The sequence below is a fragment of the Gluconobacter thailandicus F149-1 = NBRC 100600 genome (assembly GCF_000964465.1).
GTDB classification, from domain to species: Bacteria; Pseudomonadota; Alphaproteobacteria; order Acetobacterales; family Acetobacteraceae; genus Gluconobacter; species Gluconobacter thailandicus.
On record NZ_BANH01000008.1, the window covers coordinates 89,998 to 108,254 of the forward strand.

Annotated in this window: 15 protein-coding genes, 1 tRNA gene and 4 pseudogenes; 8 read left to right on the forward strand and 12 right to left on the reverse strand. The window is 56.1% G+C overall.

Annotated elements, in window-relative coordinates:
* Positions 1 to 200: 200 nt before the first annotated feature.
* Positions 201 to 884: a bactofilin family protein gene (locus B7444_RS03095; RefSeq protein ID WP_224777863.1), complete on the reverse strand. Its 684-nt coding sequence runs from the start codon at positions 882 to 884 to the stop codon at positions 201 to 203.
* A 294-nt stretch (positions 885 to 1,178) separates the two neighbouring features.
* On the opposite strand from B7444_RS03095, the gene B7444_RS03105 reads away from it, so the two are divergent.
* On the forward strand, positions 1,179 to 2,159 hold the full coding sequence (locus B7444_RS03105) for an adenosine kinase (protein WP_007283411.1): 981 nt from the start codon (positions 1,179 to 1,181) through the stop codon (positions 2,157 to 2,159).
* 54 nt (positions 2,160 to 2,213) lie between these two features.
* Here B7444_RS03105 and B7444_RS03110 read toward each other — a convergent pair whose 3' ends face one another.
* The 5 genes from B7444_RS03110 to B7444_RS03130 form a co-directional block, all read right to left on the reverse strand.
* Positions 2,214 to 3,026 (reverse strand): c-type cytochrome, encoded by an 813-nt coding sequence (locus B7444_RS03110; protein WP_007283410.1) that lies wholly within the window; start codon positions 3,024 to 3,026, stop codon positions 2,214 to 2,216.
* Positions 3,027 to 3,126: 100 nt separating this feature from the next.
* A complete protein-coding gene (gene hpnK / locus B7444_RS03115) occupies positions 3,127 to 3,951 on the reverse strand; it encodes a hopanoid biosynthesis-associated protein HpnK (RefSeq protein ID WP_007283409.1) in 825 nt (274 codons plus the stop codon).
* 96 nt (positions 3,952 to 4,047) lie between these two features.
* Positions 4,048 to 5,472, reverse strand: a complete 1,425-nt coding sequence (gene hpnJ, locus B7444_RS03120) for a hopanoid biosynthesis associated radical SAM protein HpnJ (RefSeq protein ID WP_007283408.1) — start codon at positions 5,470 to 5,472, stop codon at positions 4,048 to 4,050.
* The gene (hpnI, locus tag B7444_RS03125) at positions 5,469 to 6,683 is read right to left on the reverse strand and encodes a bacteriohopanetetrol glucosamine biosynthesis glycosyltransferase HpnI (protein WP_007283407.1); all 1,215 of its coding nucleotides are present in this window, start codon (positions 6,681 to 6,683) and stop codon (positions 5,469 to 5,471) included. The genes hpnJ and hpnI overlap by 4 nt, the downstream gene beginning before the upstream one ends.
* 58 nt (positions 6,684 to 6,741) lie before the next feature.
* Positions 6,742 to 7,395: an ABC transporter substrate-binding protein gene (locus B7444_RS03130; RefSeq protein ID WP_007283406.1), complete on the reverse strand. Its 654-nt coding sequence runs from the start codon at positions 7,393 to 7,395 to the stop codon at positions 6,742 to 6,744.
* A gap of 303 nt (positions 7,396 to 7,698) precedes the next feature.
* On the opposite strand from B7444_RS03130, the gene hpnH reads away from it, so the two are divergent.
* Together hpnH and B7444_RS03140 are read left to right on the forward strand one after the other, a co-directional pair.
* The gene (gene hpnH / locus B7444_RS03135) at positions 7,699 to 8,895 is read left to right on the forward strand and encodes an adenosyl-hopene transferase HpnH (protein ID WP_035729350.1); all 1,197 of its coding nucleotides are present in this window, start codon (positions 7,699 to 7,701) and stop codon (positions 8,893 to 8,895) included.
* Positions 8,896 to 9,037: 142 nt separating this feature from the next.
* Positions 9,038 to 10,330: a hemolysin family protein gene (locus B7444_RS03140; RefSeq protein ID WP_007283403.1), complete on the forward strand. Its 1,293-nt coding sequence runs from the start codon at positions 9,038 to 9,040 to the stop codon at positions 10,328 to 10,330.
* A 12-nt stretch (positions 10,331 to 10,342) separates the two neighbouring features.
* Here B7444_RS03140 and B7444_RS03145 read toward each other — a convergent pair whose 3' ends face one another.
* Genes B7444_RS03145 through B7444_RS03155 form a run of 3 tightly spaced genes read right to left on the reverse strand, consistent with a single transcriptional unit; the run spans position 10,343 to position 12,173 of the window.
* The gene (locus B7444_RS03145) at positions 10,343 to 10,747 is read right to left on the reverse strand and encodes a flagellar protein FlgN (protein WP_007283402.1); all 405 of its coding nucleotides are present in this window, start codon (positions 10,745 to 10,747) and stop codon (positions 10,343 to 10,345) included.
* The gene (locus B7444_RS03150; protein ID WP_016738166.1) at positions 10,744 to 11,043 is read right to left on the reverse strand and encodes a rod-binding protein; all 300 of its coding nucleotides are present in this window, start codon (positions 11,041 to 11,043) and stop codon (positions 10,744 to 10,746) included. Before B7444_RS03150 ends, B7444_RS03145 begins: the two co-directional genes overlap by 4 nt.
* Positions 11,043 to 12,173 (reverse strand): flagellar basal body P-ring protein FlgI, encoded by a 1,131-nt coding sequence (locus tag B7444_RS03155; protein ID WP_007283400.1) that lies wholly within the window; start codon positions 12,171 to 12,173, stop codon positions 11,043 to 11,045. The genes B7444_RS03150 and B7444_RS03155 overlap by 1 nt, the downstream gene beginning before the upstream one ends.
* Before the next feature lie 230 nt (positions 12,174 to 12,403).
* On the opposite strand from B7444_RS03155, the gene dksA reads away from it, so the two are divergent.
* The 3 genes and pseudogenes from dksA (at position 12,404) to B7444_RS16720 (ending at position 14,112) form a co-directional block, all read left to right on the forward strand.
* A complete protein-coding gene (gene dksA / locus B7444_RS03160) occupies positions 12,404 to 12,817 on the forward strand; it encodes an RNA polymerase-binding protein DksA (RefSeq protein ID WP_029495790.1) in 414 nt (137 codons plus the stop codon).
* Positions 12,818 to 12,871: 54 nt separating this feature from the next.
* A tRNA-Thr gene (locus B7444_RS03165) sits at positions 12,872 to 12,946 on the forward strand.
* A 706-nt stretch (positions 12,947 to 13,652) separates the two neighbouring features.
* A pseudogene (locus tag B7444_RS16720) lies at positions 13,653 to 14,112 on the forward strand (transposase).
* Here the strand turns inward: B7444_RS16720 and B7444_RS03170 are convergent.
* Together B7444_RS03170 and B7444_RS03175 are read right to left on the reverse strand one after the other, a co-directional pair.
* Positions 14,102 to 14,380, reverse strand: a complete 279-nt coding sequence (locus B7444_RS03170; RefSeq protein ID WP_007283398.1) for a hypothetical protein — start codon at positions 14,378 to 14,380, stop codon at positions 14,102 to 14,104. The pseudogene B7444_RS16720 and the gene B7444_RS03170 overlap by 11 nt on opposite strands.
* Positions 14,381 to 14,392: 12 nt before the next feature.
* Positions 14,393 to 16,102 (reverse strand): hypothetical protein, encoded by a 1,710-nt coding sequence (locus tag B7444_RS03175; RefSeq protein ID WP_007283397.1) that lies wholly within the window; start codon positions 16,100 to 16,102, stop codon positions 14,393 to 14,395.
* Between the two features lie 313 nt (positions 16,103 to 16,415).
* On the opposite strand from B7444_RS03175, the pseudogene B7444_RS03180 reads away from it, so the two are divergent.
* Positions 16,416 to 17,187, forward strand: a pseudogene (locus tag B7444_RS03180) (IS5 family transposase).
* Between the two features lie 16 nt (positions 17,188 to 17,203).
* Positions 17,204 to 17,974 (forward strand): annotated as a pseudogene (locus tag B7444_RS03185) (transposase); the annotation flags it as partial.
* Positions 17,975 to 18,107: 133 nt separating this feature from the next.
* Here B7444_RS03185 and B7444_RS16310 read toward each other — a convergent pair.
* Positions 18,108 to 18,257: pseudogene (locus tag B7444_RS16310) on the reverse strand (IS481 family transposase); the annotation flags it as partial.

The following is an 18,257-nucleotide window of genomic DNA, read 5'->3' on the forward strand; positions in this document are numbered from 1 at the left end:
AGATTTAATCTGTTGTTTGTTCTGGTAAATTCTATGCATATTGTAATGAATTTATATTTAATAAAATGGAATTTATTATAATCTCAATCTGGTTCCATCGGATTTGTACTGATTTTCATCGCATCTATTATGAAAAAAAACCCGCCCCTCGGTGAAGAGGAGCGGGTTTTCAGAACTGTCAGAAAAAAGCGGAAGAAGGATCAGCCTTCAGCCTTTTCCTCTGTCACTTCCGGAGCCGTCTTTGCCGGTTCCACAATAGGGGAACGCGGTGCAACACCGTCCGTGATCATTTCGAGCTGACCGGTGATCTGGCCACCGTCTTCAACCTGCAGGCGACGGCACTTGGCCTTGCCGATAAGACGGCCGCTGCCACGGATCGTGAGACTGCCATTGACGGTCAGGGTGCCGTCAATCGTACCCGCCACTTCCGCATCTTCGACTTCGATCGCACCGCGGAAAACACCGCCCTGTGCAACGACGACTTCAGCCGCCTGGATCATGCTGGACTCGACAGTCCCTTCAACGACCAGACGCTCGGCATCCTGAACCGAACCCTGAACGCTGATGCCACGGCCAACGACCAGCGTGCGACGATCCGGCCCCGTCTGGCGCGGAGCACCTGGCACACCTGCTGCACCCGGACGGGGCGCAATTGCCGGCGTTGCGCCCGGCAGATTGTTCGGGGATGGCGGCGCCGGGAAAGGGGTACGACCCATAGATGCGGGGTCCTTCTGCTGGTTGGGCTGGGAGCTGGCGGTTCCGGATCCGGACGCAGGAGTGGTCTGGCTGGAAGCATCCGGCCGGCTGGGAAAGATGGGCTGCCCGGCGAGCTTATTGGTCTCGGCAGGCTTTGCGTCTTCTTCCGGTTTGCGTCTTCTGAACAAGGAAACCCCGCTACGGATCTGGAAAGAACAATGACTCTGTCTCGGTCGCCCGCTGGCAGCCCTGCAGAAGCAGATGCGGTCAGGCGCGGCCTCTGACAAGGCTTACACGGTCACGCCCCGGACGGACAACCCGCGCTTTCGGCTAAATGTCATAATCTGACATGGGCTCAACAGCAGAGGGAGTCCGTCCGGGGTGTTGGCGTGCCCTAAGAGGGCCCCTATGATCGTGTTGATTTAATGGCGCAGATGGCGTCTTGAACGATTTTCTGCCTTTTTGTGAACTCTGGAGCCTTAATGTCCGCCCCCAAGCACGATCTACTCTGCATCGGCAACGCGATTGTCGATGTTCTTGCCTCCGTTGACCCGTCTGTCATTGCCGATCTTGGCGCCACCCCCGGCAGCATGATCCTCATTGATGCGGCAACGGCGCAGGACATTGAAAACCGTATTGCCGTCGAACGCGTGGCCGGTGGTGGTTCTGGTGCCAATACCGCCGTGGTTGCCGCGCGTATGGGCGCAAAGGTGTCTTATCTCGGCAAGGTTGCCGAAGATCAGGCCGGAACGCATTTTGCCCAGGATATTCGCGATCAGGGGCTGACATTCCCGTCCCAGCCACTGGCTGCGTCCGAAGAGATCCCGACAGCGCGGTGTATTGTGCTCGTAACGCCTGACGGGCAGCGCACCATGTTCACCTATCTCGGGGCATGCACGGAATTCACACCGGCAGACGTTCACGAAGACACGGTGACGGACGCCGCCATCACGTACATGGAAGGCTATCTGTACGACAAGCCACACGCCCAGGCTGCTTTCGAACATGCTGCCACACTGGCACGCAAAGCAGGCCGTCAGGTGGCTCTGACCCTGTCAGACACGTTCTGCGTTGGGCGCCATCATGCCGCTTTCCGTGGTCTCGTTGCCGGTCACGTCGACATTCTTTTTGCCAACGAAGCCGAATTGCTGGCTCTGTATGAAACGACGGATTTCGAAGAAGCCCTGCGTCAGGTTTCTGCAGAAACCCAGCTCGCTGTCGTCACGCGCAGCGAAAAGGGCGCTGTCGTCATCAGCAAGGGCGAGCGTCACGATGTCCCGACAACCCCGGTCAAGGTAGTGGATTCGACCGGCGCGGGCGATGCCTTCGCGGCTGGCTTTCTCGCGGGTCTGAGCAAGAAGCATGACCTTGTGACGTGCGCAAAGCTTGGTAATCAGGCAGCTGGTGCTATCATCACCCATTTCGGTGCCCGTCCGCAGGAAGACTTCGCTCTGCGCGCCTGAAGCGGAGCTGGATCCGGGAACTAACTTTCCCGGATCATCTCATAGCCCTGCGCTTCAGAGATGTTTCTGGGCCAATTCTGATTGGCCGACTTCCTGAAGATAAGTCCAGAGCGCATCCAGCTCGGTTTCCGAAATTGCGCTTTCCGGAAACGCTTCCATATGTTCGCTCGGCCATTTCCGCACCTGCTTTGGGTTGCGAACAATGGCGCGTAATCCCTTGGGCGTAATATACTCCGTGACCGGAATCGGGCGGCCAAGATCCGGCCCCATTGTGCCTTCACCGACGCCCATCAACTGATGGCAGGGCAGGCAGTTTTCTGCGAAGACAACCTGCCCCTGTGCCGCGGCGGAACTGGTCCCGACGGGCAGTTCATTGCTGGATGACGGGGAAATGGCGGCAAGCTGGTCAACCCATTGTTCCTGTTTGATGATGCCGACGTCGTCTCCCGTCCAGACCAATGCAAAAGGTCCAAGATCGTGCCCGTGCGGATGGCGTTTTGGCCATTCCTTGTCTTCAATTGCGATCCATGCCGTGACGTGATGCTTGCGGGCCTGCTCAAAAACACTTCGGGGAATTTCCGCCGTAAAGAGATCTGTGGCCTGAAAAGCCAGCGCATCATCCTGATGGATCAGGGCTGAAAGCGGTATCGCGGGGACGTCCGGCCCGAGAGGCTGCTTGATGTGTGAGAGGTCGAGCCTCTGGATTTCAGGACGGTGCAGAAGCTCTTCGACGCTGAACTTGTGAACGGTGTCGCCATCCTTGACGCTAAGGACCAGGGTTGGATCAGCCAAAGCGGGTGAAGCCATCAGACCTGCGAGAACAAGCAGCCGGCCGAAACGCTGTCGTCCGTTCATTTTTGCCTTCACGCTTCAAAATCTCCCGCCCGTTCAGAGGTTTATCTCGCTGTTATCATAATGATACCGCAACGTGACGCGTAAACAGCAAAAAAGAGTGCAGTCCGACGCCTTAAAGATCCGACCAGCCGATCCGGCTGATGTTTTCGCGTGTGAAAGCATCGCGAACCCCAGAATCAAGGAGGGCTGCCAGTTCTCCCTCCTGATCATAGGTCGGCATAAAGCGGTGCATCATGGCGTTTTGGGCTGTGGCGGGATGGAAATAGATCTCGCTAACCCCATCCGGCAGTTTCGGAATCAGGGAACGGATACGATCAGGAGTCATATGGCCAGACCACCGCAGTCCGAAGCACCAGTCATTGGTTTTGAGGCCTGCTTTGTGAATCTGATGACGAAGGACCCCGATCCAGCGACGCAGGGCACGATCACCGAAGCTGTCTTTTGCATCCACAGGTTCAGGAGGTTCAAAAGGTGAGCGGATGGCTTTAAGGCCGTGACACAGGCCTGACTCGATCAGGAAGCGCCCTACAGTGGGGTGGAGATGCATATGCTTGTGGGCATTTGCATGATCCAGCAGAAGGCCTGTACGAGCAAAGACGCGGTACTGCGCTTCAATTTCACGGCGGATGGCGCTTCGGGCATGAGGGCTGAAGAAATATTCAACGCCCAGCCGAAGCTGGTTGCGGCCAAACCAGCCCTGTTCATCCGTGATGGCCGGAAGGTCGAGTACGGACTTTCCTTCGATTGCCACAACATGCAGCCCCACCCGCAGATCAGGCATGTTTTTCGCGCGTCGAATAGCATCCGCCGCTGCATCTCCGGCCACCATCAGGCTTGCCGTTGAAAGAATACCCTTGCGATGGGCGGCCTCGATAGCTTCGTTGACTTCCAGGCTCATGCCGAAATCATCGGCGGAAATAATGGCGCGACGGATCATGATGAAGTTCCGAAACAGGGGGCAAAGATCATGAAAAAAGGGGCATGGCCGTCAAGCCATGCCCCTTTCGAGAAGACGAGGCCGTCAGGGACGGTCTCAGGCCGCGTGACGGTCCTTGAGGAACTGGAAGAATTCCACGCCCTCGCGCAGACGGCGCTTCATCATCTGCGGGCTGCGGATCATCTCGTTCAGAATGGAAGCGATCTTGGAGCCGCGGAAATAGAACTTCCGGTAGAACTCCTCGACGCTCTCGAAGATTTCCGTGTGCGACAGATGCGGGTAGTGCAGGGGAGCGATCTGCACACCGTTCTCGTCAATCAGCTCGGCTGCATCGACGTTCAGCCAGCCATTCTCGGTTGCCTGCTTGTGCAGCGCAGTGCCGGGATACGGAGCCGCCAGGGAAACCTGTAGCGTGTGCGGGTTGATTTCCTTGGCGAAGGCGATGGTCTCCTGAATGGTTTCCTTCGTCTCGCCCGGCAGACCAACAATGAACGTGCCGTGGATCTTGATGCCCAGCTTGTGGCAGTTCTTCGTGAATTCCTTGGCGACTTCGACGCGCATGCCCTTCTTGATGTTGTGAAGGATCTGCTGATTGCCACTCTCATAGCCCACGAGAAGCAGACGCAGGCCGTTTTCCTTCATGACCTTCAGGGTCTCGTAAGGAACGTTCGCCTTGGCATTGCAGGACCAGGTGACGCCCAGCTTGCCCATCTCACGGGCAATGGCTTCGGCGCGGGGCAGGTCGTCCGTGAAGGTGTCATCATCGAACATGAATTCCTGCACTTCCGGGAAGTATTGCTTGGCGAGACGGATCTCGGCAGCAACATGCTCCGGGCTGCGCGTGCGGTAGCGATGGCCGCCAACCGTCTGCGGCCACAGGCAGAACGTGCAGCGGGATTTGCAGCCACGGCCCGTGTAGATGGAAATGTACGGGTGCTTCAGGTAGCCAATGAAGTAGTCGTTGATGTTCAGGTCACGCTTGTAGACTTCCGTTACGAACGGAAGGCTGTCCATGTCCTCGATCATCGCGCGGTCCTTGTTCGCGATGATCTCACCCTCAGCGTTGCGCCAGGTGATGCCGTCCACTTCTGCAAGCGGCTTGCCTTCAGCGATTTCCTTGATCGTGAAATCGAACTCATTGCGGGCGACGAAGTCGATCGGGCCACCCTGCTTCATGCTCTCTTCCGGCTGCACGGCGACCTTGGCGCCGACCATGCCGATCATGATCTTCGGGTTGGCATCCTTGATCATCTGCGCGACGCGGACGTCCGATGCGAAGGACGGCGTGGAGGTGTGCATGACCACGAGGTCACGATTCTTCACATCCTCCAGGATCGGGTCCATGCCCATCTTGGCCGGCGGGGCGTCAATCAGGCGGGAGCCGGGCACCAGAGCTGCCGGCTGGGCCAGCCAGGTCGGAAACCAGAAAGACTTGATTTCACGCTTGGCCTGATAACGGGAGCCAGCACCACCATCGAAGCCGTCGAAGGAAGGAGGCTGGAGAAAAAGGGTTCTCATCATGATCGGACACTCCTGTGGGTGGTGGCGCCAGACTGGAACGCTGCGGCGCACGCCGTAGATTTACGTTTTCTACGGGCGATATGGACCGTTCTGCCGCGCCATGCAACGCGTGACCCTCTTGCACTGCCCACCATGATGGCTGCGGAAAGCCAGTCACGGAGCACCAGAAGAGGGATTGCGGCGGGTAAAGGACACTCCGTCGCGCGGTCGATAATACGGCTGCCAAGGGCCCGAATAACCCATGTCAGTCCAAGCAGTAGCCAGGTCCACCATGTATTGGGACGAAAGAGTACGGCTGTGACGGCCCAGAACAGCGGAAGCTGAATAGAAGACAGGCCATAGCCGACGGGTTCAACATTCTTGACGGTTCTGCCCCAGCGCAACTCGTGGGAGAGCAACTCGCTGAGGGTGTGTTCGCCAACGGTTGTATGGGTGAGGGATGGAGCAATGGCGATGCCCTGGCCGCGTTGACGGACAAGCTGACCAAGTTCGGCATCGTCCGCCACGTGATCGACCAGAGCTTCAAAGCCGCCAATTTCGGTCAGGGTCTCACGTGTCAGGGCCATGGTGGCACCAAGGCAATCCTGACGGCCCAACAGGCGTGACATCATCACACCCGGCAGGAAATTGTGATTGATCTGGCAGGCGCCGAGTTGCTGAACCAGTGTTCCTCCTGCCGTGCGCCCAGCATAAAGAGTCGTCACAAGACCCGTTTCCGGCGCCTCAAGGCTGGTGACAACGTGCTTCAGATACGTCGGAGCGCAATGAATGTCAGAGTCTGAAATGACCAGAACATCATGCTGCGCTTCATCGTACATATTGATGAGATTGCTGATTTTTCGGTTTGGCCCATGTTCCGCAGCGTTGATGATGATACTGACTGGAACATGCGGGTAGCGCTGATGCAGGCTCTTTACGACGGTAAGCGCCGTGTCTGCCGCATCATGAACCCCGAAAACAATCTGGAAATTCGGATAATCCTGCTGAAAGACGCTCTCCAGAGCCTCTTTCAGCAGCGGTTCGTTACCATGGAGGGGTTTAAGAACCGTGACCGAGGGCCAGCGCCTGTCAGACAGGCGGACAGCCTCGTCCTCCCGGCGCTCCCGGTTACGGAAACGCGCAAGGAGCATTGCGCCTGTCAGGGCCTGTATGTTGCCGGCTATTGAAACAAGGCTACAGAAGCCGGCGGCAATGGAGAGAGGAGAAGGCACGGCGGTCTTTTATCTCCCCTTCACGTCAGGAAGGAAGAGTGTTCCTGCCGCACAGGGCTCAATCATGCAGGAACTGTGTCGTTTTCCGGTCGAGCAGATCCGCAAGACCGCTTGCACCGCCCTTGGAGAGTGCACCGCCGAAATCTGCGCGCTGGGCCGCAACCTGACTGATATGAGCGTCGAGCAGGATGTCGGTAATGCGCCAGCCGGATGCGCCGTTTGTCATGATGTAGTCAATGGGTGTGCCACTATCTGCGCCGCCGCCAATGGTCGTATCTACAATCTGACCACCCGTCGGGTTCGTGCGTGTCTGAGGCTTGATCGTGAAGACGGCGTTGCTGCCTGGTTTGAACGAAGAAGCATATCGCGCAATTGTGAACTGCCGGAAGGAGCCAAGAAGGCGGGTACGGTCATCCGGGCTCAGACTGTTGTAGCGAACGCCTACCGAGCGACGTAGAATTGCCTCAAGGTCAAACGCACGATCAACGGCTGGCGCGATCATTGTTGCACGTTGCTGAGCTGTTTTCCCGCTCGTCTGAGCAGATTTCAGCGCGTCATAAAGACCCTGGATTGGAGCAATGGAAGAAGCGGAGTTCTGGGCTTCTGCCGCGGCAGTCTGAGCGTGGGCTGCTGTCACAGGGGCGCCTGCAAGCAGGCAGGCCGTGAGAAGTGACAGAGTCGCTGTCTGGGCAAATCGGGAATTCATGGTCATGCTTTCGTCCTCTGAGACGTTTTGTGCAAGAGGTCATGCTCCTGCTGCACGGTAACAACAGCCAGATGCATAGATCGTTCTGTGGTCGAATGGCCACATCACTACATACAATTGCAACCAATGACATTGAGGCCCACATGGCAATGAGGCTATAGCCAGTCAACCAAGAGTCCGACGCGCCCTTCCGGTGCCGGTTACCCCAGACCGACATTGCCAAGGCCGCACGGGCCTCATTCAGATGTGTAAGGCCCCCGGCGCGCCGTCATGGCGCATTATCCCGGAGGCCAGAACCAGAGGATTATAATGGCCGTTCCTTTGATGCAGGCTGTCCGAGTCGGACGGTACGTTGTCAAGCAGCACCTCACGGGCCGCAAGCGATATCCGCTGGTCCTGATGCTCGAACCGCTGTTCCGCTGCAACCTTGCGTGCGCCGGCTGCGGTAAGATCGACTACCCGGCACAGATCCTGAACCAGCGCATGAGCCTCCAGGAATGCCTGGATGCCGATACGGAAGCCGGTGCTCCAGTCATTGCCGTGGCAGGCGGTGAGCCCCTTCTGCACAAGGAAATGCCGCAGATCATCAAGGGTCTGATTGCGCGGAAGAAGTACGTCTATCTCTGCACAAATGGCCTTCTCCTTGAGAAGAAGCTCGATGATTACGAGCCCTCCCACTTCTTCTCCTGGGACGTGCATCTGGACGGCGACAAACTGATGCATGACTCGTCCGTCTGTCAGGACGGCGTGTTCGAGAAGGCGACGGCAGCAATCCGGGCTGCCAAGGCCCGTGGCTTCCGCGTTTCCATCAACTGCACCGTCTTTGACGGCGCGGTGCCTGAGCGTCTGGCTGCGTTCTTTGATGAAGTCATGGCGCTGGGCGTCGACGGCATCATGACGGCTCCGGGCTATGCTTACGAGCGTGCTCCGGATCAGGCTCACTTCCTGAACCGTCAGAAAACCAAGCAGCTTTTCCGTGACGTCTTCCGTCTCGGTAAGGGCAAGAAGTGGCGCTTCACGCAGTCGCCGCTTTTCCTGAACTTCCTGGCCGGTAACGAGAACTATCACTGCACGCCTTGGGGTAAGCCCCTCCGTACGGTGTTTGGCTGGCAGCGTCCCTGCTATCTGCTGGGTGAAGGCTATGCCAAGACCTTCAAGGAGCTGATGGACGATACCGAGTGGGAAAAGTATGGCACTGGCGCATATGAGAAATGCGCTGACTGCATGGTTCACTCCGGTTACGAATCCACTGCCGTGATGGATGCCGTTCGTCGTCCTTGGCACATCGCCAAGGTTGCGCTGTTCGGACCGGAAACCGAAAAGCCGATGGTCTCGGAAATCTCGCTCGCCAATCAGCGTCCTGCCGAATACGGCTATGAAGCGCAGGTGGCTCAGCAGATGGAAAAGATCTCGACGAGTGGCAAACCCGCCCGTGGACCGCGTGTGCGCGTTAATGGTCGTGCAGCAGCCAATTCGGTTCCAGTCGCTGCAGATGCCGCTGACTAAATCAGCGTTTTCTGATTGAGACAGACAGAGAAACCGGCCTTTAAGGCCGGTTTTTTTACATCTCGTCCTCTGGCGGCGTGAATATCATGGTGTCCGGCGTCAGTCCTGACTATCATCAGGCTCTCATTACTCTGGCCGGACCATGTTGACCCCGATTTTTGTTATTTGCCTGCTTATTCTCCTGAACGCTGTTTTTGCCATGGGTGAGCTGGCGCTTATTTCAGCCAAGCGCCCTCGGCTGGAAGTCCTTGCCAAACAGGGCGTGCGCGGCGCGCCAGCGGCCTTACGGCTTGCGGATGATCCGCATGCTTTCCTTCCAACGGTTCAGATTGGCATGACGCTGGTCTCGATTTTGGAAGGAACATTCGGCGGTAGCCAGATCGAAGCCAATATTCGGGAATGGATTGCAACCGTCCCCGCCCTCCACCCTTTTGCGGGTGAACTGTCGATCGTGCTGGTTGTGGCGACTATTACGTTTGCCATGCTGGTCTTCGGCGAACTTGTCCCGAAGCAGATTGCTCTTCAGCAGCCCGAATTGATCGCTTCTCGTCTGTCATGGCTTCTGGTTGTGGTGGCGCGTGTGGCCCAGCCCGTTGTCTGGTTGCTGAGCGGCACCTCCTCGCTGGTTTTGCGCTTTTTGCGCGTTGGCCCTCTGACGCGCGCTGCCGTGACAGAAGAAGAACTGCGTGCCGTTCTGGCGGAAGGTGCCCGTGCAGGCGTGCTGGAAACAGACGAGCAGGCCATGATCGAGCGCCTGCTCCGGCTGGCTGACCGTCCCGTTCGCGCCATCATGACGCCTCGCAACGAACTGTTCTGGGTTGATCGCCATGCCGATCAGGAAACACTGGTGCGTAAGCTCAGGCAGTCCTCCTATGCCCGGATCGTGGTGTGTGAAGGGGATGTCGATCATCCTGTAGGTGTCATCCTTGCCAAGGACATCATGGATCGCCTGCTTCTGGGTATGCCCGTATCCATCGAAGCCGCGTTGCGCGAGCCTCCGGTCATTCCCGACAGTCTGAGCGCTCAGGACATGATTGAACGCATGCGGGGCGTAAACCTTGGCATTACGTTCGTCCTGGACGAATATGGATCTTTCGAGGGCATCGTCACCCCGTCAGACGTGTTCGAAGCCATCGTCGGTGAGGAAAAGACGGAATCCAGTTCATTTGAACTTCAGGCAGCTGAAGGCAGCGATGAATATGTGTTTGACGGCTTCATGCCAGCCGATGAACTGCGATCCCGGCTGGACCTGCCGGAACTTCCGGGCGGCGGCAGTTACCATACCCTTGGCGGTGTGATCCTTGCACTGCTGAGGCGTGTTCCAGCCAGAGGCGACAAGGTGGCCTTTGAAGGATGGCTGTTTGAAGTCATGGACATGGAACGGCGCCGTGTCGCGAAGGTCAAGGTCAGTCGTCAGGTTCTTGCAGAAGACTGATTTCCCCTGTTGTCAGGCGCGACTGACGAAGAGCGCCTGACGTTTGCTGGTATCCTCCGCATAGCCTCCCAAGCTGCCGTAACTTTGCGGCGCTTCGGATGGCAGCGGATCTGTCAGAAGCTCAATGAGACGCTTCTGTGTCTTGATAGCGCGCTGTAGCAGCTCACCATTCTGTTTGCTGAGGTCCAGCATCGTTTCCAGAAGAGTGCGGTGTTCGGGAGAAATGGACGTATCTGCAAACACGCACATGTCCTGAGTGGAAGCAGCTTCAATAGCTTTTTCCAATTCCGAAGCCGCAGTCTGTTTGTCTGGTGTGAGGGATAGCGCTTCAGGGATACGGCCTTGTGACAGGGCTGCGTTTTCCATCTTCAGAATGGCAACAAGGTTCTCCATTGCCGAAATGATGAGCATGGTCATTTCTGCTCCTGCATGGCCAGCATCTGACGATTGATGGCGTCCGTCAGGCCAATACCTCCGTTGTTTTCCATCTGCTTGGCAATCTGCTCCACCATCATGGGGCGGAACTGTTTTTCGCCGGCTCCTCCGCTGAACATGTCCTGACTGTCATCGTCTGTCTGGAACATGGGCTGGAGCATCTGATTGATGGTCATGGATTCGAAGTCCTGGGCCGCTTTCATTGTTTTTGCGGCGTCAGGTGCCTTGTTGTGTAAAGCGTAGCCTTGTGGGGCGGCATTGATAGATGAAGCGGTCATCAGCGCATTTCCAGTTCTGCCTGCAGGGCGCCATCAGCCTTGATGGCCTGCAGAATGCTGATCATGTCACGTGGCCCGACCCCCAGAGCATTCAGGCCTGAGACCAGTTCTCTCAAGGTGGTTCCTCCGGCCATGACAGCCAGGTGATTATTCTTTCCCGTATCAACCTTCACGTTCGTTCGTGGAACCACGGCGGTCTGCCCATTGGAGAACGGTCCGGGTTGTGAAACCTGAGGCGTCTCCGTGATTTGAACGGTCAGATTACCCTGTGCCACGGCGACGGTGCTGATGCGCACGTCCGCTCCCATGATGATGGTTCCACTCGCCTCATCCACAATGACTTTTGCAGGGTTGTCCGGCGTTACCAGGAGGTCCCCAATGCGTGAAAGCGTCGGAACAGGGTCTTGCGTACTAAGATCCAGAAGTACGGTTCGCGGATCCTGCACGACCGCAATTGGTCCCAGCGTACGATTGATTACAGCGGCCATTCTGCTGGCAGTCGTCAGGTCAGGATTGCGCAGACTGAGATGAAGGTTGTGTCGATGGCTGAGGTCGAACGGCACTTCGCGTTCCACAACAGCACCATTGGCAATGTGGCCGCTAGTCGGGACATTGCGTGTGATGGAGGCTGCTGCTCCCCGTGTACTGAAAGCATTGGTGGCCAGACTGCCCTGTGCAACCGCGTAAACTTCTCCATCTGCCGCCATGAGAGGGGTCACGAGAAGGGTGCCGCCCGTTAGGGAAGAGGAATCGCCGGCTGCGGACACCGTAACGTCAATACGGTTTCCGCCATGCGCAAAAGCAGGCAGATCCGCTGTCACCATGACCGCTGCCACGTCATGAGTCTGGAGCTGGGTCTCCTGATCCCGGATGTTCACGCCCAGACGGTTGAGCATGGAAATCAGAGTCTCTCGTGTGAAAATCGAATTTGTCAGCCTGTCTCCAGTGCCGTTGAGACCGACTACCAGGCCATAACCAATCAGCTGATTGGTTCGTACGCCTTCCATGTCCGTAATGTCCTTGATGCGGACCGTTGCGGCCAGCGTCAGGGTGGGTACGAACAGGATCAACGCGCAAAAAAGCGCAGTCGGGCGCCAAAGATGGGGGAAACGAAGCGGTAGGACAGACATGAAAATTCAGTGAAATCCTGACGGGTAGGGCTGTAACAAAGAGCCTTCGCCGCTCAGGATGACGCGCTATCGTAAAGAAACACCTAACACAGGCGCGGAATTCTGCCCTTGGCGCAGAATTCGAAAAGGATCTTCGGGGTTGGCGAAACGGCTTGTGATGGCTATAAGCCGCGCGTTATCGCCTGCGGCTATCGATCGGACGTTGGCGGACTAGCAGGGATTGGATGCGCATGATTACGCTGCCGCCGGATTATACCCCTTCCGACGAAGAAGAATTCATGAACCCCCTCCAGGTGGAGTACTTCAGGCAGAAGCTTCTGCGCTGGCGTGCTGACCTGCTGAAAGAGGCCGACGGCACGCTCGCCAGCCTTTCAGAAGGTGGTATTCATGAATCTGACATTACCGACCGCGCGAGTGTCGAAACGGATCGCGCTTTCGAGCTGCGAACCCGTGACCGCGCCCGCAAGCTGATCGCCAAGATCAATATGGCTCTTCAGCGCGTTGAGGACGGAAGCTACGGTTTCTGCGAAGAAACGGGTGAGCCTATCGGTCTCAAGCGTCTGGAAGCACGCCCGATTGCCACGCTTTCCATCGATGCGCAGGAACGCCATGAGCGCATGGAAAAGGTACATCGCGACGATTAAGGGGGTTGCACTTGGCGCGCTTAGAGGATACGAAGCGCGCCAAGGCAACGGAATGCTGCTGTAGCTCAGTGGTAGAGCACTCCCTTGGTAAGGGAGAGGTCGCGAGTTCAATCCTCGCCAGCAGCACCATTTTTCCTTTTTTTTAGAGACTTAAGATTTAGCTTATCTCACTTACCCCTAACTTAGTGCTAGAATAGGGGCAGAAAACAAGGCTTTTCCGCTTGGATAAGCATATTTCTAGCGTAATTTCTGCACACATAATAATATGTTCAAATAGAATTGCTCTGCTAACTGGTCAGTTCGATTCCCGATTAGGGACAAATCTGAACATCTTTAGGTACGAGAGATCGGCAGGAAGCGGGAAAGCTTGCTTAGAGATTCTATTATGAATTCCTTCTGAAAGCTGAGAGTGGTCTGAACGTTCGGGTGAAACCTCTCTCACGTATCATCCAAGACTACATTCTTCATATGGAAGCGTATGTCGCTCAAGGCATAATGCCTAAAAAGTTTAGCAACACAGACCACAGCTATCCTCACATGATATGTTGATGCGTTCTTTGCGCTCACAATCCAAACTTCATTTCCAGCAGGACAATGGATGCCTATCTCTCACGGCGTTCAGATTACTGGGTCACAGGACCAGGCAGGGACGTTCAATTCGTCACCTATGAACGAAGTGTAAAGACCGTCACTTCCCTTATCACAGACAAGAAGCGAGTGTGTCCGACTCCTGCGACATTGAATCGTGACGGGCTGTCTTAGGTTCAGGGCCTATTAACTTATTGAACTGAGCGCTGCGTTGTGATTGACAAGGTTATCCATGAAGGGTGAGCCTTTGCATAACGTGCTTTTGCTTTCTGAGCGCCAGATCGATCCGATCAGGCCCGTATTTTCTTCTGACACATGGTGTATCACATCTAGACGACAGACGGGTTCTGAGTGGAATTGTTTGTGTGATCCGTAACGGGTTTAGTGGAAAGATGCCTCGAAAGCGTATGATCCGCACGAGACCTTATACAACCGCTTTATTCGGTGAAGTCGTCCGGGCGTCTTTGACCGGATCAGGTTGTTGCTTGCAGAACGCGACATCGCAGCCTGTATTCCTCCGAACAAAAACCGGGGATCAAAGCTGTCTTACAACTGGTATCTGTATAAGAAGCGCTGTCTGATCGAAAACATGTTTGCAAAGCTGAAAAGACTGGCGACGTGTTGTGACCACATACGACCGGTGCGCTCACACCTTCATGGCTGCAATCCACATCGCCGCATGCTTCATCTTCTACCTCAAAAAATGAGCTCTGAGCCTAGAGATTGGTTGAATGTAGGGGAATTGCGAATGGCCTGAGACAACTGGGTCCAATCCGAAGCATCAAGGGCTATCCCTGCATCGGTGATAACCTGCACAATCTCAGCCATCATCATATTGTAATGACAGGCGTTGTTGTCTGTCGCCGGAACCCCCGCAGCGGGGTTTCCGTCAGTCGCCCACCCAGGAGTTCCTGTGGCGGGCATTATGTCGCGATTGGCTTTCGCGACGGTGCCGTCAGCAATAATCAGCTGCATCGAGTAAAAACCTCAACCGTTATCGTGAAGCGAATTGGTGGACGTCCCACCACTGGCGACGGACTGATCCAGGACAGACATCAGGCAACTGGATGTTTCGTTGTCATGGACATGCACATGCCCAACGCCGCTCCCCAGCCTAATGCCACCCTGATAGATCGACAGTGGCTGCTGGCCTGACGCCACACACAGGATGCTGTCCGAAATAATTCCACGAAGAGGCGTTACCGTGCTGCCAACTCCCGTCACATCAATGGTGGGAAGCGCAGATGCAGCATCTTTCGCGGACAGACTGGCACTGAAATAGTGGCCTCCTGTGAGGACAAATTCTGAAACCCCGATGGACATGACAGGCCCACCAGAGTTGCCGAAGCGTCCCCCGATCCAACGGAACGCTTCTGCATAGGACCCCTTGGCTGAAGCCGTGGCGGGAGCGCCAAAATTCGTATTGACCACCTGCACCACGTTGGTCGAAGCGGTGCCCTGACCCAGCATGTAGCCGCCATGGCCTTCCAGATCCTGTGCGTCAGAAATCTTCATGCATAGCATGCAGTCCTCGAACTCGGGATCGTAGAACCGCCCGAAAGCCGGGCATGCCTCACCGTTATTGCCCTGTGATTTGGCACAATCGACCTGAAGGCCGATCGCCGCGCTCTCGCAGATTGTATTCGACAGCTGGAGACTTTGGGCAAAGTCGTGCCACCAGACACAACGTGCCACATGACCCGCTGCGCCATTCATGTTCACGCGGCTCAACCGCAGGAGATCCGCCCGCTTATTGCAGGACGCGAGGGAAACTGAAGGATTGTTTGTCCCGCAGTTTGAAGCATCCCCCCAGAACTCGAAGCCGGTTCCCCGCAAGCCCAGAACGACCATGTCTTCGACCAGGTTGGCCGCTCCTCCCTCTTCCTTGAAGATATTGTACGGGTTGAGGATGGAGACGTCCCCGATCATCGAATGCTGGGTCCAGGAGATATCGAAGATCGTGCCACCAGCCGCCATGTTCGACGCATCAATGCCCGCATGGTCGAAGCTGAACCCGGTCCCATAATCAGCGCTGGCAGAAGTGTATTTGAACATCGTGCCCGTATTGCCCGGTGTCGAGACATACACGGTTCCTCGATAGTCGAGATTGCCTGAGTTGACGTTACCATTGCCAGCGTTGCGGATATGGACGCCATTGCAGGGGATGTTCACCTGGGAGAGCACGATCGCCCCGGCAGGAACAAACAGTTCTCCGCCAGAGCGGAACGGGGCAGCACCTGCCGCGCCATCGCACACCGCATAAATGGCATTCTGGTAACAGGCTGTATTATCGGTCGAACCGTTCACATTCATGATCGAGCAGAAATCCAGCAGGCTGAACGTGTCCTGGTTACGCTCCTGCTGGGAGCGTGTGACAGCGCCATATTCCGGCCTCAGCGTGGACAGGTTATTCGCCGGAACACCCATCGCCGTATTAAGCGACTTGATGGCCGTCACAACAGCTGATGCCGTCTGATCGACAATCATGGACGTTCCGTCCAGCGTCGCGCCCGTCAGAGCCAGATTCCTGCCCTTTCCATTGGCTGCATCGATTTTAGCCAGCTGGAGGGCGTTGAGCTGGGAAGCAGAAAGCGTTTTACCATCGGCAAAATTAACGACCGTGCTCTGTGCATGGGCAGTCCGCAGCAATGCGCAGGTAAAACTGAAAATGATGAGTCCGAAGAAAAGCCACGGCATTCTCTTAACTAATTGCATCGACACCAAGGATGAAGCCTCCCAAAATACCGGTCCCGCTTCTCGAACCGTAATTGAATGTCAGTATTGTATGAGCGGGCTTGCGGGACAGAAGTTCGCATTGAATGACTGTCGCGCCCCAGTTCGCAAAGGGCTCCCCGAATTTGTGTTGAAAGACTGTGAAGGCCGGAATTGTTAACCTGCCATGTATAGGTCCAGTCGCTCCCCTCCCAAAAAAATGTTCCTGAATTTTATTCTAGTCCCTGTTAGGTCTTGAATGACAGAACGGACTGCATAGCTGTTTATGATGAGCATGATGCAGTCTGTCTTTTCTGATCAGGCCTGGTCTGTATGGGAGCCTTTGATCGAGGAAGTCCGTCCGAAGGGGAAAACCCCATTGAAGAACCTTCGACGGACGATCTCCGCGATTTTCTGGCGCCATCAGAACGACGCGAAATGGCGCGCCCTGCCACCGGAGTTTGGCCCCTGGTGGATTGCCGCACAGTTGTTCATTCGCTGGTCGAAACTCGGTGTGTGGCAGCGCCTCTTTGAAAAGGCCAAAGGCAGGGATCAGGCTCTCGGCATGGTCTTTCTCGATGGCACGACGATCCGTGCCTATCACAAGGCGGCCGGGGCAGCTAAAAAAGGGGGATACAGAGGATGCCTCAGGGATCGTGAGGCGCTTGGCCGCTCACGTGGAGGACCTGGCACCAGGGTCTGCGTAGCTGCGGGTAGTCATGGCGGGCACTGTCCTTCACGCTGTCGCCCGGTCAGGCACATGAACTGCCGTGTGCCTATGGCCTGTGCTCGACGCGCTGCCACACCCACCGACCTACGTCGTCTGTGATCGCGGATATGCCTCGCACAAATTCCGTGAAGATCTCTGGAACCGCGGATCTCGCCCTGTCATTCTACCAAGGAAGAATGATCCAGAAGTCGCCTGTCCACATTGGGCTTACAGACACCGGCATCTGGTCGAAAACCTGTGGGCAAGGCTCAAGGAATGGCGGACTGTCGCAACCCGATATGAGAAGACGGCTGCGTCCTTCCTTCTCATCGCTGCTGCTGCAGACTATTTCAAGGCCTAACAGGCCCTAATGGGTCATGAAGCAGCCGGGTTTCTTTGATGTTGAAGAGCGTCTGGCTCGCCTGAGCGGGCTTGGCGATCAACTTGAGGCGTTTTCCCGGACTGTGGATTTTGAGGTGTTCCGCCCTGATCAGGACAAGGCACTAGCCTATTCAGACGGCAGCAAAGGCGGTCGTCCCCCGTTTGATCCGGTGTTGATGTTCAGGATCCTGGTGATCCAGACGCTGAATAATCTGTCCGACGAACGGACGGAGTGCCTGATCAACGATCGCCTGTCTTTTATGCGTTTCCTTGGTCTGGGTCTTTCTGACCGTGTACCAGATGCCAAAACGGTGTGGCTGTTCCGTGAACGCCTGACCCAGGCTGGTACGATTGATGGTCTGTTCAATTGCTTTGACGCGATCCTGCGGAACGCCGGTTATCTGCCGATGTCAGGCCAGATCCTGGACGCTACACTGGTGGCTGCTCCAAAGCAGCGTAATACCAACGCCAAGAAAGCGGATCTTCGAGAGGGACGGATCCCGCAGGACTGGCAATACAAACCGTCCGAACGGTTCCACAATGACCGTCATGCATGCTGGACACTGAAGTTTACGAAGGCAAAGCGTCAGGATGACGGAACGATCCCCACGACGGATCTCGCCATCCCGCTCTTTGGCTACAAATCCCATATTTCCATCGACCGGAAGTTCAGGCTGATCCGGAAATGGAAGACGACGGATGCCGCCGCCAGCGACAGTGCGCGATTGAGAGAAGGGCTGCTCGACCGCAGCAATCTTGCGGATGAGAGCTCCAGATCTGCGATCAAACGCATAGCGAACGCCATCATCACAACAACCATCAATCAGCACGCCAAAGGCTCAAAATCTGGAGCAAGGAATATCAATCAATGGTTCTTCGATCCCTTCACGTGAAGCACTTCTAACTGTCTGGTTGTGAGACCTCATTGGCATAATGGAGGATTTCGTCGACTTTAGGCAGCAATTCGTTGTTGTCAGCAGGTTTGTAGCGGGGGTTTGCCAAACCGCCGTTGTGTTCAAGCCTCTGGCGGACAGTATCGACAGGTGACAG